The sequence below is a fragment of the Paraburkholderia podalyriae genome, assembly GCF_014397785.1.
Classification (GTDB): Bacteria; Pseudomonadota; Gammaproteobacteria; order Burkholderiales; family Burkholderiaceae; genus Paraburkholderia; species Paraburkholderia podalyriae.
This window is the reverse complement of sequence record NZ_VZQQ01000006.1, coordinates 257,079-272,306: the sequence shown is the minus strand read 5'-3', so window position 1 is coordinate 272,306 and position 15,228 is coordinate 257,079. Positions and strand designations below refer to the sequence as shown.

The window sequence follows — 15,228 nt, the reverse complement described above, 5'->3', positions numbered from 1 at the left end:
TGCGCCGATGCCGGATTTTGCCGCGCGTCTGATCGCATGGCAGCACCAACATGGGCGCCATGATCTGCCGTGGCAGAACACGCGCGATCCGTACCGCATCTGGCTGTCCGAAATCATGCTGCAGCAGACCCAGGTGTCGACGGTGATTCCGTACTACGCGAAATTTCTCGCGCGTTTCCCGGATGTCGCTGCGCTCGCCGCCGCGCCGTCCGATGAAGTGATGGCACTGTGGGCCGGCCTCGGCTACTACACGCGCGCGCGCAATCTGCATCGCTGCGCGCAGGTGGTCGTCGAGCAGCATGGCGGCGTGTTTCCAGCGTCGGTCGATCAGCTCGCCGAGTTGCCCGGCATCGGACGCTCGACGGCCGCGGCGATCGCGTCGTTCGCGTTCGGCGCGCGCGCGACGATTCTCGATGGCAACGTGAAGCGCGTGCTTGCACGCGTATTCGGCGTCGAAGGTTTTCCGGGCGAGAAGAAAGTTGAGAACGCAATGTGGACGCTCGCGGAATCGCTGCTGCCGTCGAATGCGTCGAACGCGGAGGTCAGCGCGTACACGCAGGGCTTGATGGATCTTGGCGCGACGTTGTGCGGGCGCGGCAAACCGGACTGCACGCGCTGTCCGTTCGCGCCGGACTGCGTCGCCAACGTCACCGGCCGTCAGCGCGAATTGCCGATCGCGCGCCCGAAGAAAGCGGTGCCGACACGCCGCACGTGGATGCTGGTGCTGCGCGACGGCAATGCGGTGATGCTCGAGCGGCGTCCGCCGTCGGGCATCTGGGGCGGTCTGTGGAGTCTGCCCGAAGCCGCCGACGAAGCATCGCTGGCCGAACGGGCGCGCTCGTTCGGCAGCGACGGAGAGGTGTCACCGCTCGCGTCGTTCTCGCACGTATTCACTCACTTCAAGCTCGATATCGAACCGCGGCTCGCGGAGCTCGATCGCGGTGTCGGCGCCTTGGCCGCGCTCAACGATGCGCACACCGCCTGGGTAGCGCTCCGCGATCTGGATGCGTTCGGCGTGCCGGCGCCGGTGCGCAAGCTGCTCACCAGTCTGCGTGGCTCGTTGATCTAGCGGAAGGGATCGGCGGCATTGCGTGCGCAACCTGCGTTGCGCGCGGCCGCCTTCACGCCTTCAGGATTTCACAGCAACTGATGCTGCTGCATGTAGTGATGCACGATGTCGATGCGCGCGCCCGCATCGGTCAATTCCATCAGCTTTTGCCGCGCGCGCAGCGCGATCGGCAGCACCTCGGCGAGACGGTTCGACACCCACGACGGATCGGCTAGCCGGAACGGCTCCGCGAACGGTAGGCTGTCCGGATCGCGTTCGCGGATCGTCGCAATGATCCGCTCGAGCACTTCGGCGCACGCGCCGAATTTGGCCAATAGCTCGTTGCCTTCGAGCGGCAGGTCGTCGGCGAGCGGCTCGGCCATGCCGACCAGCAGACCGTCCGCTTCGACGCGATGCGACAGCAGACGAAAGCGCTTCGTACCGCGCGCGCGAATCAGCAGCATGCCGAATGCTTCGACGTCGCACTCGTCGATTTCGGCGAGACAGCCGATCGTTTCGGGCACCGAAGGTTCTTCCTCGCGCGCGACTTCAGCGCCGCTTTTCAGCATGCACACGCCGAACGGTGCTTTTTCGCGCAGACAGTCGCGCGCCATGTCGAGGTAGCGCGCTTCGAAGATTTTGAGCGGCAGCAAGCCATCGGGAAATAGCACCGTATGCAGCGGAAACAGCGGCAAATCGGCGTACACAGTAGGCGTAGAGGACATGGCGCAACGCTTCGGGTTAAGGCCGCGCGATGCGGCCGGTTAAGCCACCAGCTTCGATGATTCGCCGACGTCGACCGGCGCATCGCGGTGCCGCACAATCACATTCGCCGATGTTGCGAGACGCGCGGCAAGCGTCTCCGCGATGAATACCGAGCGGTGCTGGCCGCCCGTGCAACCGATTGCGACGGTCAGGTAGCTGCGATTGTCGTCGCGGAAATGCGGCAGCCACTTGGACAGATATTTCTCTATGTCGTCGATCATCTCGTGGACGACGGGCTGCGCATCGAGAAAATCCATCACCGGTTTGTCGAGGCCGGTGAGCGGCCTCAATTCATGATCGTAGTATGGGTTCGGCAGCGTGCGTACGTCGAATACGAAATCCGCGTCGAGCGGTACGCCGCGTTTGAAGCCGAACGACTCGAACATCAGCACGAGCCCCGCGTCCTCCTGCTCGATGAAGCGCTTGACCCATGCGCGCAGCACATTCGCGCGCAGATTGCTCGTGTCGATCTGATGGCCGAATTCGGCAAGTCCCGCGACCAGTTCGCGCTCGCGTTCGATCGCTTCGGCGAGCGACGTGAGCAGGCCCACGTCCGCGTCGTGCGCGGGTGAGCCGGACAGCGGGTGGCGGCGACGTGTTTCGGAAAAGCGTTGAATCAGCGACTGCGTGCTCGCGCTCAGGAACAGTACACGCACGTCGTGTGAGCGCTTGAGGTCGTGGATCATCGCGGGCATTTCGTCCAGCGACGAACTGGAGCGCGCGTCGATCGCGACCGCGAGACGATCCTGGCCATCCGCGGCGAGGTACGTGGCGAGTTGCTGCAGAAAACGCGGCGGCAGATTGTCGACGCAGTAATAGCCCGCGTCTTCGAGCGCGTTCAGGGCAACCGATTTGCCGGAGCCGGAGATACCGGTGATCAGGATTATGCGCATGGAGTCGTCGAAAGCGTAGATTTCATCATAGCATCTGGCCTCCATGCGCGTGCCCGCGACCTGCCTTCCGCGGGCGCTTCATGGCGCTGCGCCGGCTTCAGATCAGCTTGCCGGGAAACTGGCTATCGGGATCCTGCATTGCGAGACGTTGCCGATCCATGAAGTCGCGCAGCGTGTCGATGCCGCGCAGCTGCAGGATCGTGTTGCGCACGGCCGCTTCGACCAGGACCGCGAGGTTGCGGCCCGCGGCCACCTGGATCGTCACCTTGCTGATCGGCAGGCCGAGCACGTCGACAGTCTGGCTTTCCAGCGGCAGCCGCTGGAATTCGCCGTCGGGGCGGCGCACCAGTTGCACGATCAGCTTCAGCTTCATTTTGCGGCGCACCGCCGTTTCGCCGAAGATCGTCTTGATATCGAGCAGACCGAGGCCGCGAACTTCGAGCAGGTTCTGCAGCAGCGGCGGACAGCGTCCTTCGACGAAGTCCGGCCCGAGGCGCACGAAGTCGACCGCGTCGTCGGCGACCAGACCGTGGCCGCGGCTGATCAGTTCGAGGCCGAGCTCGCTCTTGCCGAGACCCGAGTCGCCGGTCAGCAGCACGCCCATGCCGAGGATGTCGAGAAACACGCCGTGCAGCGTCGCGCGCGGCGCGAGAATGCGCGACATGTAAAGACGCAGACTATCGATTACCGCGGCCGCCGAGGTCGGCGTCGTGAACAGCGGAGTCGACGAGCGCGTGCAGCGCAGCACTAGCTCCGGCGGCGCCGCGACTCCCCCCGCGACGACGAGAAAGGGTGGCTCCAGTGCGATCAGCTCAGCCATGTGGCGCGAGCGGTCTTCGTCGGTCTGACGTTTGTAGTAGTCGATTTCAGCGTCGCCGAGTACCTGGATCCGGTTCGGGTGGATCAGGTTCAAGTGGCCAACAAGGTCGGCGCTCGACGTGGCATTGGCGACCGATTCCGAAGAAAAGCCGCGCTCCCAGCCTTCATGCCCCGTGAGCCAGCTGAGCTTCAGCATGGCGGCGTTGTCGTCGAAAATGCTCTGGGCGTTGATGCTGGACGTATCCATGAGTCAGTGACTCCAGTGTGAGCCGCTTGCCGGGCCTTACCTGTGTGTGCGCGTACGAACTACCGCCGCCGTTGCATCAAGGTTGCCACTGGGTGAGCAGGCGATGCAACGATTCGCGGTCTTCTTCCGTGTGCAGCCGCTCGCGGGCGTCGCGATCGGACAGCAACTGCGCGATCTCGGAAAGAATTTCGAGGTGCTGTTGAGTGGCCTGTTCGGGGACGAGCAGGAAGATCAGCAGCGAGACCGGCTGGCCGTCCGGCGCTTCGAAGGGGATGGGTTCCGCGAGTCTGACGAATGCGGCGAGCGGCTGCTTGAGGCCCTTGATCCGCCCGTGCGGAATCGCGACGCCTTCGCCGAGCCCGGTCGAGCCGAGTCGTTCTCGCGCAAAAAGATTGTCTGTGACAGTGCTGCGGGCGATGCCGTTCTGGTTCTCGAAGATCAGGCCCGCTTGCTCGAACACGCGTTTCTTGCTGGTGACCGATAGTCCGATGACGACGTTCTCGAGGGGAAGAAATTTGGCTAAACGATTCATGTTGACAGGCGAAAACGTGGCCTGAGTTCTCCCCACCGGGGCGGTTGAGTGGCGTTCCATTCGTTCGATGCTGGCGAAGATGGGCGGTGAGAGTCGATCGAGAAAGCCTGACGCTTCGGCCGGCCCCACTTCGTCAGAACTGGCTTGACCCCGATGGTAACCGGAACATTATAGAACAGGGCGACGGTCGATGGTGCGGCGCGCCATCTATGCATATCAGGTTTTTCACCGCTTGCGGCGCGGCTCATGTCGCGCTGCGCAACCGACTGCGGGAACGGTTGAAATCGGCCTCGACGACGCGCACCGGCGGGCGGTGAGCGGAGAGCGGGCGCCGAAACGAAAAACCGCCCGGTCGCGGGCGGCTTGACGAGTTCAGGCGAAATGAGGGAATTCCCTCTAATTTCTCCTATTGCGGCGGCACGTCTAGTTGCGGCGCCGGCTGATACTTGATCGCTTCGTGCTGATGGCCTTGCAGACGATCCTTGTGGCGTATCACCTGCCTGTCGAGCTTGTCGATCATCAGATCGATCGCAGCGTACAAATCACTGTCACAACTCTCGACGAAGATATCCTTACCCTTCAGATGGAGGTTGATTTCCACCTTTTGACGCTTGTCCTTTTCCTTATGGTTGTCGACCGAGAGGACCACACTGCCGTCGATGACCTGATCGAAATGTCTTAGCACCCTATCCAGTTTGGTGATCACGTATTCGCGCAACGCAGGCGTTACTTCGAGGTGGTGTCCACTGATCTTGAGATTCATAGTGCTTCTCCAAGCTAATGGCCGCTTGGTCCGCACGATGACGAAGGTCCGGTCGATCTGACGGCTTGCCTGTGTCGCCCCCCGGTGACCGACATCTGGCAGGTCGCAGCGGCCGGCCTGTCCGCCAGGTGCGGAGCGGCCGGTAAATGCCCGCTGCCAAACGCGGCGGGCTACAGAGACTTGCGCAGGTTGACTGCCGGGATTCTGAGCGCCTCACGGTATTTCGCAACGGTGCGCCGTGCGACCACGAAGCCCTGTTCCGCCAGCAGTTCGGCTATGCGACTGTCTGAAAGTGGCGATTTGGGGTTTTCCGCTCCTATCAGTTGTTTGATCAGCGCGCGAATGGCCGTGGACGAGGCTGCGCCGCCGGTGTCCGTCGAAACGTGTGAGCCGAAAAAGAACTTGAATTCCAGCGTCCCGAATGGGGTCAGCATGTATTTACCGGTTGTCACACGCGAGACAGTCGACTCGTGTAGGCCCAGCGTATCAGCTATTTCCCGCAAAACCAAGGGGCGCATGGCAATTTCGCCGTGCACAAAAAAGCTCTTTTGACGCTCGACAATTGCTTGTGCAACTCGCAGGATCGTCTCGAAACGCTGCTGGATGTTTTTGATCAGCCAGCGTGCTTCCTGCAGTTGCTGGCGCAACGACCCACTGCCGGGATCGCCGCGGTTATTACGCAAAATATTCGCGTATAGATGGTTAATGCGCAGCTTCGGCACCACCTCGGGATTTAACTCCGCCTGCCACCCCTGTGCCGTTTTGCGCACCATGATGTCGGGCACCACGTAGTCCGCTTCTGCCTTGCCGTAGGCGGCGCCCGGAAATGGTTCGAGCGAGCGGATCAGCGCATGCGCGTCGCGCAGATCGTCGTCGCTGGCCTTCAGGTGCTTGCGCAGCCGCGTGAAATCGCGCGCCGCGAGCAGTTCCAGGTAATGGCCGACAATGTCTAGCGCGAGCGTGCGTGTGGGCGATGGATCGAGCCGCAACAATTGCAGCTTCAGACATTCGGACGCCGACCGCGCGCCGACGCCGGCCGGGTCGAAGCTATGCAGCAGCGCAAGCGCGGCGTTCAATTCGTCGAGATCGACTTCGAGCTCTTCGGGCAGGTCGGCCAGCACTTCTTCGAGCGTGGCGGCGAGGTAGCCGTCGTCGTCGAGCGATTCGATCAGGAACGTGCCGAGCGCGCGGTCGCGCTGGCTCGCCTGGGTAACGCGCAGTTGCGCCATCAGGTGGTCGCGCAGCGACGTGCTCGATTCGTGGATTTGCAGCGGGGGCAGGTCGTCGTCGTCCGACGCGTTGCCGGAGCGGCCGTAGTCGTCGAGGTTCCACTGCGACATATCGCCGCCACCGTCGCCCGAGATGCCGTTGTATTCGTCGACACCCTGCGGCTCGCCACTTTCGGCGCGCTCGCCGTTGCCTTCGGACGATGTCGAACCGTTGCTGGCCATCGGATCGGCCGGCGCCGCGGAACCCGGTGTCTGGGCGATCACCGAACCGTCGGCTGCCACTCGCAACGGGCTCGAGATCCACTCGTCTTCGTTTTCGAGGAGCGGATTCTGCGAGATCGCCATCGCGACTTCCTGCTGCAGTTCGAGCGTCGACAACTGAAGCAGCCGGATGGACTGCTGCAGTTGCGGCGTGAGCGCAAGATGCTGCGATAGGCGGAGTTGGAGGCTGGCTTTCATGGCAGGTTGAGATTCATTGTAGAGAGTTTGCCACGACCGCGATACCTTGCGGCACTCGCAATTTGCGGATACGCACCGATCGGCGCGCCGCGCGGCGCCAGCCTGCGCCGCCTGGGAAGGATGTGCGGGTGCCGCAAAAACGGTGTCCCCGTTCGCGCGAACTCGCGTGGCCGGGAACGCCGTGTGTGCTTACATGCGGAAGTGCTCGCCCAGATAGACGCGCCGCACGCTTTCGTTTTCGATGATGTCGCTCGGCGCGCCGGCAGCCAGCACGCTGCCGTCGCTGATGATGTACGCGTGATCGCAGATACCGAGCGTTTCGCGCACGTTGTGGTCGGTAATCAGGACGCCGATATTGCGCTGCTTCAAGAATTTGACGATTTTCTGGATTTCCAGCACCGCGATCGGGTCGACGCCGGCGAACGGTTCGTCGAGCAGAATGAAGCTCGGGTTGGTCGCCAGCGCGCGCGCAATTTCAACCCGACGACGCTCGCCGCCCGACAGCGACAGCGCCGGATTTTCGCGCAGATGCGAGATTTGCAGCTCGTCGAGCAGCGCTTCGGTGCGCGACGTGATCACGTCTTTGCCGAGGCGCTTGCCGTTTTCGTCGTGCTGCAATTCCAGCACCGCGCGAATATTCTGCTCGACGCTCAATTTGCGGAACACCGACGCTTCCTGCGGCAGATACGACAGGCCGAGCGATGCGCGCTTGTGAATGGGCAGCAGGCTGATCGACTTGCCGTCCAGGTCGATTTCGCCGGCGTCGAGCGGCACAAGGCCGACGATCATATAGAACGACGTGGTCTTGCCGGCGCCGTTCGGGCCGAGCAAACCAACCACTTCGCCGCTTTTTACGTCGAGCGATACGTCCTTGACGACGGTGCGCGAGCCATAGCGCTTCTTCAGATTACGCACGGCCAGCGAACTACTGGTCCCGGCCGGCTTGCGATGGGGGAGGGGCGCGATTGTGCTGCTGATGGTGCTCACTGGTTCGGCGCTCCCTGGATCGAGTTGGACGGCGCGAGCGCGGCCGACGCGCCGGTCAGCGGCGCAGCGCCGGCGTTGCGCGGCGACAGCATCGCGCGCACGCGACCGGTCGGGTTGCCCGGACCTGCGACGTCCTTGCCCGCCTTCGCGGTGTAGAAGTCGTTCTGGCCGTCGTACGTGATCACGCTGCCGTGCACCTGATCGAGCAGCGTCGTCATGCCCTGCAGGCGGCGCACCGTCGCGTTGGTGGTCAGCGTGGTCAGATCCTGCTTGCCGTCGTAGTCGATGCGGATGGCCGTACCCTCGATGTATTCGTCCAGCCCCTCACGCTTCTGGCGGAAATACGACAGATTGCCGCCGCTGGAGGTGCCGGTCGCATACTGGTAGCCCTGCGGGTCTTGCGACACTTCGACGCGATCGGCCTTGATCAGGATCGTCCCTTTGGTCGCGACCACGTGGCCAGTGAAAATGCTGACCTGCCGCAGGTCGTCGTAGGTCATGTTGTCCGCTTCGATGTTCAGCGGCTTGTCCTTGTCGGCGCGGTCCGCGTGCGCGAGCGGCGCGAAGCCGACGAGCGGCAGCGCGATGACTAGCGCGGCGAGTCCGGCGCGGCACGCCGACAGCACGCGCGGACGGCCGGTATCAAAACGGGGGAGCGATTCGTTCATGCAGTCACGCCTGGAATGGATTACCCGGTATGCGTTGGCTTAGTGGCCGGAATCGGACGCGGCAATTGCGCCTCTTACATTGCCGAACAGCTGCATAAACCGGTTGACATTGTTGTATTTCATGCCGCTGGCAGTCATTACGGACATGCCGCGCTGAAGTTTAACTGGCTTTTCAGTCTCGATCACATCGTCGTTGACGAGGACCCTGAAATGCTCGGAATCGGCCTGCATCGGCGGATCGCCGCTGCCGGGCGCGCGCAGGATGCGCGCGTTCTGGTACAGATTGACGATCGACGCATCCGCGTTGACCGTGCCCGTATCGCCGGTCGCGGTGACGATCGGCTTGCCGGGCTGGAACGCCCGCATTGCCGGCTTGACGAGGTCGCTCATTTCGTCGTCCTCGTAATGGACCAGCGACTGTGCGGTCAACCTGTACTGCGTCGCGCCCGACTGATCGAGTTCAGACACCGAGAAATTGTCGGCGAAGTAGTCCGGCGTGTGTTCCTTCGACCGAACCTCGTCGTCGGTCTTACGCGGCAACGTGGCTTGCAGCAGCCACCACGTGATGCCGGCGAGCGCCGCCATCGCGATGAGCGGGATCAGCGAAGTCAGGCGAAACTGGTTCATCCCACTAGGCCTCGTTGCTCGCCGCTGCACGCCGCCGCCAGCAGTGCTTCATATTTGTGCTGCGCACGCAGTAGCGTGTCGCACACTTCGCGCGCTGCGCCGTGGCCGCCTAGCGCCTCGCTGACCCAGTGCGCGCGCGCGATCACTTCGGGATGCGAATTGGCCGGCGCGGCCGCGAAGCCGACGCGCAGCATCACCGCGAGATCGACCCAGTCGTCGCCCATGTAGCCGCACTCCTCGGCGGTGAGGCCGGTTTGCTGCAGCAGATCGCCAAACGCCTGGGGCTTGTCCTGCACGCCCTGATAGACATGCGCGATGTTCATTTCTTTCGCCCGCGCCGCCACGATGCCGGACTTGCGCCCGGTGATGAGCGCCGTTTCGATGCCGGCCTGGCGCAGCAGCTTCATGCCGTGGCCGTCCATTGAATTGAAGCCTTTCATCGTGTCGCCTTCCGCCGTGAACAGCAGGCCGCCGTCGGTCAGTACGCCGTCGACGTCGAAAATCATCAGCTTCACGCGGCTTGCGCGTTCGGTGGCGGTAGGAGGGGCAACGGCCATCAGATCACCTTCTTCGAGAACAGGTCGTGCATGTTGAGCGCGCCGATCAGCTTGCCCGTTTCGTCGACGACCAGCATCTGATTGATGCGGTAGCGCTCCATCAGTTCCACGGCTTCGACCGCGAGATGGTCTGGGCCGATCGTGCGCGGGCCGGCGGTCATCACCGAGTCGATCGGCAACTGGCGGAAATCGCCGTCGCGTTCAAGCACGCGGCGCAGGTCGCCGTCGGTGAAGATGCCGGTCACACGGCCCTCGTGGTCGACGATCGCGGTCATGCCCATGCGCTTCGCGGTCAGCTGGAAGAGCGCATCGCTGACGGTCGCCTCGGGTGTGACCTGCGGCAACTGGTCGCCGGTGCGCATCACGTCGCGCACGTAGGTGAGCAGGCGTCGGCCGAGCGCGCCACCGGGATGCGAGCGCGCGAAGTCGTCGCGGCCAAAGCCGCGTGCGTCGAGTACCGCGACCGCGAGCGCGTCGCCGAGCGCGAGCGCGGCGGTGGTGCTGGCGGTGGGCGCGAGATTCATCGGACAGGCTTCCTTTGCGACGCCGGAATTCAGATGCACGTCCGCGAGTTGCGCGAGGCTGGAGCCCGGACGGCCGGTCATCGCGATCAGCTTCGCGCCGATCCGCTTGATCAACGGCAAGATCGCGATCAACTCCTCGGTTTCGCCCGAATTGGACAGCGCGAGGAATACGTCCTCGGCGGTGACCATGCCGAGATCGCCGTGGCTCGCTTCCGCCGGATGCACGAAGAATGCGGGGGTGCCGGTGCTTGCCAGCGTAGCCGCGAGCTTGCGGGCCACATGGCCCGATTTACCGATGCCGGAGACGACCACGCGGCCACGGCAACCCAGGATGAAATCGACCGCGCCGACGAAACTGCCGTCGAGCTGGTCGCGAAGCGCGCGCACGGCGTCCGCTTCGATGTCGAGTACGTCGCGAGCAAGCGTGAGTGCCCTGTCGCCATTGATTTTCGCTATCATTCGCGGAGTATAGCAAAGGCGCCTGTTCGCCGCGCCGGGCCTGCTGTGCCGAGCCGCTGTCTGCATCGGCCTGTCGATAATCCCTTTTTCAGCTGCTTTGCCGTCTTTTGGCAGCTTTTTTACCGGCCCAATCAATCATCTCGCACGGCGTTCTCGTGCGCGGTTCCGCTGACGAACGAGGACGCTTCACCCATGCGTTTTTGCCGATGATCTCCCCGCTCGAAATGACGCTGTTTCTGCTGCTGGCATCGGTGGCGGGCGTGGTGATCTTTCGCTTCCTGAACTTGCCGCCGATGCTCGGCTACCTGACGGTCGGCATCGTCGTCGGGCCGCATGCGTTCGGGTTGATTCCCGATTCGGCGGGTGCGCAGAATCTCGCGGAATTCGGCGTCGTGTTCCTGATGTTTTCGATCGGGCTCGAGTTTTCGCTAGCCAAGCTGCGCACGATGCGCCGACTGGTGTTCGGACTCGGCTTGCTGCAGGTGATCGGCACGGTCGCGGTGGCCGTGTCGGTCGGCTTCCTGATCGAGCGTTGGGTGCATATCACGTGGCAGGCGAGCGTCGCGCTAGGCGGCGCGCTGGCGATGTCGTCGACGGCGATCGTCAGCAAGATGCTCGCGGAGCGGCTCGAGATCGAAACCGAGCACGGCCGCAATATCTTCGGCGTGCTGCTGTTTCAGGATCTCGCGGTGGTGCCGCTTTTGATCATCATTTCGGCGCTCGGCGGCCGCTCGGAGAATCTGGTCAGCGCGCTCGGCGTCGCGGCGATCAAGATCGTCGTGGCCCTCGCGCTGCTGCTGATCGTCGGGCAGCGCTTCATGACGCGCTGGTTCAACGTGGTCGCGCGGCGGCGCTCGCAGGAGCTGTTCGTCCTCAATCTGCTGCTGGTGACGCTCGGCGCCGCGTTCATCACCGACAAATTCGGGCTGTCGCTCGCGCTCGGCGCGTTCATCGCCGGCATGCTGATCGCCGAGACGCCGTACCGGCATCAGGTCGAAGAGGACATCAAGCCGTTTCGCGACGTGCTGCTCGGGCTCTTCTTCGTGACGACCGGCATGCTGCTCAATCCGCGCGTGATCTGGGAGCATCCACTCGTCGTGCTGGCCTTTTTCCTCGGCCCGGTGCTGCTGAAAGCGGTCATGATCACCGGCCTTGCGCGGCTCTTCGGCGCGACGCCGGGCGTCGCGATGCGTACCGGTATCGGTCTCGCGCAGGCGGGCGAGTTCGGCTTCGTGCTGCTGAACCTGATTCTCGACCGGCATCTGGTCGACGCGACGCTATTGCAGGCGATTCTCGCCGCCATGCTGCTGTCGATGCTCGCCGCGCCGTTCATGATCCAGAACGCGGACCGCGTCGTGCTGCGGCTGTCGTCGACCGAATGGATGATGCAGTCGCTGCAGATGACGCGCATCGCGACGCAGAGCCTGAAGCAGAGCGGCCACGTGATCATCTGCGGCTATGGCCGCGCCGGGCAGAACCTCGCGCGCATGCTCGAGCATGAAGGGCTCTCGTATGTCGCGCTCGACCTCGATCCCGACCGTGTCGCGGCGGCCGCGGCGGCCGGCGAATCGGTCGTGTTCGGCGACGCGGGGCGGCGCGAGTCGCTGCTGGCCGCCGGCCTGCATCGCGCGGCCGCGATCGCGATCACCTACGCGAACACGCCGTCGGCATTGCGCGTGCTGCACAACATTCACGAGATGGAGCCGACGCTGCCGGTCATCGTGCGCACCGTCGACGACGCCGATCTCGAGAAACTGCTCGCCGCCGGCGCGACCGAGGTGATTCCGGAGATCGTCGAGGGCAGCCTGATGCTCGCGTCGCACACGCTGGTCGTGATGGGCGTGCCGATGCGGCGCGTGGTGCGGCGCGTCGAGGAGATGCGCGACGAACGCTACTCGCTGCTGCGCGGCTATTTCCACGGCGCCGACGACATCGACGACGACGACGGCCACGAGCAGGTGCGGCTACAATCGGTGCCGGTCGACGAGAGCGCCGACGCGGTGGGCCGCACGCTCGCCGAATTGGGCCTGTTCGAGCTCGGTGTCGACGTGACCGCGATCCGCCGGCACGGCATCCGCGGCGTCGAACCGGACCCGTCGACGAAACTGCGCGCGAGCGACATCGTGGTGCTGCGCGGTCTGCCCGAGCAGCTGGCGCAAGCCGAGGAGCGGCTGTCGAAGCATCGCCGCGCGGCCGCGGCCTGAACCCGTGAAGCAAGCCCGTTCTGTCGGGCCACCCTGATTCAAAGCTTTTCACCGGACCCGTCGAGGTCCATCCGGAGACATCATGTCCAACGCGCTCGCGAGCGCGCCGCTCGATGCGGCCGACTACGTCAGAAGTCACATTCGCACGGTGCCCGACTGGCCGCAGCCGGGTGTGCAGTTCCGTGACATCACGCCGCTGCTGCGCGAGCCGAAGTCGCTGCGGGTGCTGATCGACCTGTTCGTGCAGCGCTATATCGACGCGAAGCTCGACTACATCGCTGGACTCGATGCGCGCGGCTTCATCATCGGGCCGATCGTCGCGCACGAGCTGAGTATCGGCTTCATCCCGATCCGCAAGGCGGGCAAGCTGCCGTACAAGCGGATCTCGCAATCGTATGAGCTCGAGTACGGCACCGCGACCGTCGAGATTCACGAGGACGCGTGCGAGCCGGGCGACCGCGTCGTGATCATCGACGATCTGATCGCGACCGGCGGCACGATGATGGCTGGCAAGCTGCTGCTCGAGCGGCTCGGCGCGGTCGTAGTGGAAGGCGCGGCGATCGTCGATCTGCCGGAGCTGGGCGGCTCGAAGCTGCTGGGCGAGGGCGGCCTTGCGCTCTATACCGTGACGAGTTTTGACGGTCACTGAGCTGGGAGACGGTCCGCGCGCGCCGTGACGCGCGGTCAGGTTTGCCGCCGTATGAGCAGCCAAAGCCGCGCAAGCCGCACGATCCCCCAAACCGCGCAATGCCAGGCGGGCCCAACAGCTGTGCCCAACAACAGGGCTCACCATCCGCGAACCAGATCAGAAGGCCACCACGATGCCCAACTTCCTGCTGTTTCTCGCCACCTCGATCGCGATCACCGTGGCGCCCGGCCCGGACAATCTGCAGGTGCTCGCGCGCGGCATCTCGCAGGGCCGCGCGGCCGGCTTCGTCGCCGCGCTCGGCTTTGCCGCCGGCATCACCTTTCACACGACGCTCGCCGCGCTCGGCGTCGCCGCATTGCTGCGCTCGTCCCCGCTCGCGTTCGAGGTGATCAAACTCGCCGGCGCCGCGTATCTGGTGTGGATCGGCATCAAGGCGCTGCGCAGCCAGGGGCTCGCGACCGCGCACGAGCGCGCGCGGCAGCCGCTGTCGACGGTGTTTCGCCAGAGCGTGCTCGGCAATCTGATGAACCCGAAGGTCACACTGTTCTTCATCGTGTTTCTGCCGCAGTTCGTGCAGCCTCACGGCGCGCAAAGCGTAACCGTGCAGATGCTGGAGCTCGGCGCGCTGTTCATGCTGCAGACCGTCGTCGTGTTTTCGCTGTTCGGCGTGTGCGCCGGGATCATCGGCGGCTGGCTCAGACGGCGGCCGCGCGTGGGCTTGTGGCTCGATCGCCTGGCCGGCGCGACGTTCATCGCGATCGGAATTCGCGTCGCGTTGCGCGACTGACGCGCGTCACGCAACACGCCCGCTTCCGGTTTGCCCCGGTTCGCCGCGACGGCGGACAGTTTGGAGTATTCGATGACTTTGCCTTGCATCACCGCCGCGCGCCGCTTCGACGCGGCCGCGCATCGGCCGTTCTGGATCGGCGCCGACCAGGTCGGCTGGATTCGCGAGCGCGACGTGCCACTGCTCGCGCGCTGGCGCGACGTGTTCGAGATTGCGAACGACAGCGTGACGCTCGCCGCCACGTTCGATACCGTCGATCTGCGCAGCGCGGCGCTCGCTTCCGTGATCGGCGCGCTCGCCGCCGATGGCCGCATCCCCGGCTGGCGCAACGAAACCTACGCGATCCGCAATGCGTTCGACGCGCCGCCGCTTGCGTATATCGAGCGCGCGGCGTCGCGCTTCTTCGGCACGATGACCTACGCGGTGCATCTGAACGGCGTCGTAGAATATGCGGATGGCGGAGCGCCCTTTGGCGGGGCGCCCCTTGGCGGGGCGCCCCTTGGCGGAGCGCCCTTTGGCGGAGCGCCGCAATTGTGGATCGCGCGCCGCAGCGACACGAAGGCGACCGACCCCGGCATGCTCGACAATGTCGTTGCGGGCGGGATCGGCTGGGGCTTCGGCATCGCCGAGACGATCGTCAAGGAATGCTGGGAAGAAGCGGGCATTCCGGCGCAGATCGCGGCGAGTGCGGTCGCGGGCCGCACCGCGCACGTGCTGCAATCGCTGCCGGAAGGCACGCAGGCCGAGCAGATTTTCATCTACGACCTCGCGCTGCCCGCCGACTTCGCGCCGCGCAACCAGGACGGCGAAGTGGGCGAACACCGGCTCGCGCGCATCGACGAAGTCGCGCGCTGGATCGAGGAAGGCGCGCTGACCGTCGACGCCAGCCTCGCGACGCTCGATTGCCTGCTGCGCCGCCGCTGGATCGACGAGGACGCGTGCGAGGGCATCGACACGCTGTTCGCGCCGCCCGCGCTGGGCTAGCCTGGGCCTTTGCAGCCAGTACGCACT

At 64.5% G+C, this 15,228-nt stretch carries 16 protein-coding genes; 5 read left to right on the top strand and 11 right to left on the bottom strand.

Annotated elements, in window-relative coordinates; all coding sequences use genetic code 11:
• Positions 1–7 precede the first annotated feature (7 nt).
• Positions 8–1,069 carry an A/G-specific adenine glycosylase gene (gene mutY, locus F6X42_RS09670; protein WP_376776339.1) on the top strand — a complete coding sequence of 354 codons (1,062 nt, stop codon included), beginning with the start codon at positions 8–10 and terminating at the stop codon, positions 1,067–1,069.
• A 68-nt stretch (positions 1,070–1,137) separates the two neighbouring features.
• On the opposite strand, the gene F6X42_RS09665 is transcribed toward mutY, so the two are convergent.
• The 11 genes from F6X42_RS09665 to kdsD form a co-directional block, all read right to left on the bottom strand.
• On the bottom strand, positions 1,138–1,773 hold the full coding sequence (locus F6X42_RS09665; RefSeq protein WP_187633990.1) for an LON peptidase substrate-binding domain-containing protein: 636 nt from the start codon (positions 1,771–1,773) through the stop codon (positions 1,138–1,140).
• A gap of 39 nt (positions 1,774–1,812) precedes the next feature.
• Positions 1,813–2,706, bottom strand: coding sequence for an RNase adapter RapZ (rapZ, locus tag F6X42_RS09660; RefSeq protein ID WP_027199627.1), 894 nt, complete (start codon positions 2,704–2,706; stop codon positions 1,813–1,815).
• Positions 2,707–2,803: 97 nt separating this feature from the next.
• Positions 2,804–3,772 (bottom strand): HPr(Ser) kinase/phosphatase, encoded by a 969-nt coding sequence (gene hprK, locus F6X42_RS09655; RefSeq protein WP_008921706.1) that lies wholly within the window; start codon positions 3,770–3,772, stop codon positions 2,804–2,806.
• A gap of 76 nt (positions 3,773–3,848) precedes the next feature.
• Positions 3,849–4,364, bottom strand: coding sequence for a PTS sugar transporter subunit IIA (locus F6X42_RS09650; RefSeq protein ID WP_083421008.1), 516 nt, complete (start codon positions 4,362–4,364; stop codon positions 3,849–3,851).
• A gap of 346 nt (positions 4,365–4,710) precedes the next feature.
• Positions 4,711–5,067, bottom strand: coding sequence for a ribosome hibernation-promoting factor, HPF/YfiA family (hpf, locus tag F6X42_RS09645; protein WP_027199628.1), 357 nt, complete (start codon positions 5,065–5,067; stop codon positions 4,711–4,713).
• A 170-nt stretch (positions 5,068–5,237) separates the two neighbouring features.
• Positions 5,238–6,755 (bottom strand): RNA polymerase factor sigma-54, encoded by a 1,518-nt coding sequence (locus tag F6X42_RS09640; RefSeq protein ID WP_187633989.1) that lies wholly within the window; start codon positions 6,753–6,755, stop codon positions 5,238–5,240.
• A 189-nt stretch (positions 6,756–6,944) separates the two neighbouring features.
• Entirely contained in the window at positions 6,945–7,721 is a 777-nt protein-coding gene (gene lptB, locus F6X42_RS09635) for an LPS export ABC transporter ATP-binding protein (RefSeq protein ID WP_187634028.1), read from the bottom strand.
• 17 nt (positions 7,722–7,738) lie between these two features.
• Entirely contained in the window at positions 7,739–8,410 is a 672-nt protein-coding gene (gene lptA / locus F6X42_RS09630) for a lipopolysaccharide transport periplasmic protein LptA (protein WP_187633988.1), read from the bottom strand.
• Between the two features lie 39 nt (positions 8,411–8,449).
• Positions 8,450–9,037 (bottom strand): LPS export ABC transporter periplasmic protein LptC, encoded by a 588-nt coding sequence (gene lptC / locus F6X42_RS09625; protein ID WP_187633987.1) that lies wholly within the window; start codon positions 9,035–9,037, stop codon positions 8,450–8,452.
• Positions 9,034–9,594, bottom strand: coding sequence for a KdsC family phosphatase (locus tag F6X42_RS09620; RefSeq protein ID WP_187633986.1), 561 nt, complete (start codon positions 9,592–9,594; stop codon positions 9,034–9,036). Before F6X42_RS09620 ends, lptC begins: the two co-directional genes overlap by 4 nt.
• Positions 9,594–10,577: an arabinose 5-phosphate isomerase KdsD gene (gene kdsD, locus F6X42_RS09615; protein ID WP_187633985.1), complete on the bottom strand. Its 984-nt coding sequence runs from the start codon at positions 10,575–10,577 to the stop codon at positions 9,594–9,596. Before kdsD ends, F6X42_RS09620 begins: the two co-directional genes overlap by 1 nt.
• Before the next feature lie 206 nt (positions 10,578–10,783).
• Between kdsD and F6X42_RS09610 the strand changes: the two genes are divergently transcribed.
• The 4 genes from F6X42_RS09610 (at position 10,784) to F6X42_RS09595 (ending at position 15,201) form a co-directional block, all read left to right on the top strand.
• Entirely contained in the window at positions 10,784–12,781 is a 1,998-nt protein-coding gene (locus F6X42_RS09610; protein ID WP_187634027.1) for a monovalent cation:proton antiporter family protein, read from the top strand.
• Between the two features lie 82 nt (positions 12,782–12,863).
• Positions 12,864–13,430, top strand: coding sequence for an adenine phosphoribosyltransferase (locus F6X42_RS09605; protein WP_187633984.1), 567 nt, complete (start codon positions 12,864–12,866; stop codon positions 13,428–13,430).
• A gap of 172 nt (positions 13,431–13,602) precedes the next feature.
• The gene (locus F6X42_RS09600; protein ID WP_187633983.1) at positions 13,603–14,217 is read left to right on the top strand and encodes a LysE family translocator; all 615 of its coding nucleotides are present in this window, start codon (positions 13,603–13,605) and stop codon (positions 14,215–14,217) included.
• A gap of 72 nt (positions 14,218–14,289) precedes the next feature.
• The gene (locus tag F6X42_RS09595) at positions 14,290–15,201 is read left to right on the top strand and encodes an NUDIX hydrolase (RefSeq protein WP_187633982.1); all 912 of its coding nucleotides are present in this window, start codon (positions 14,290–14,292) and stop codon (positions 15,199–15,201) included.
• Positions 15,202–15,228: the final 27 nt, after the last annotated feature.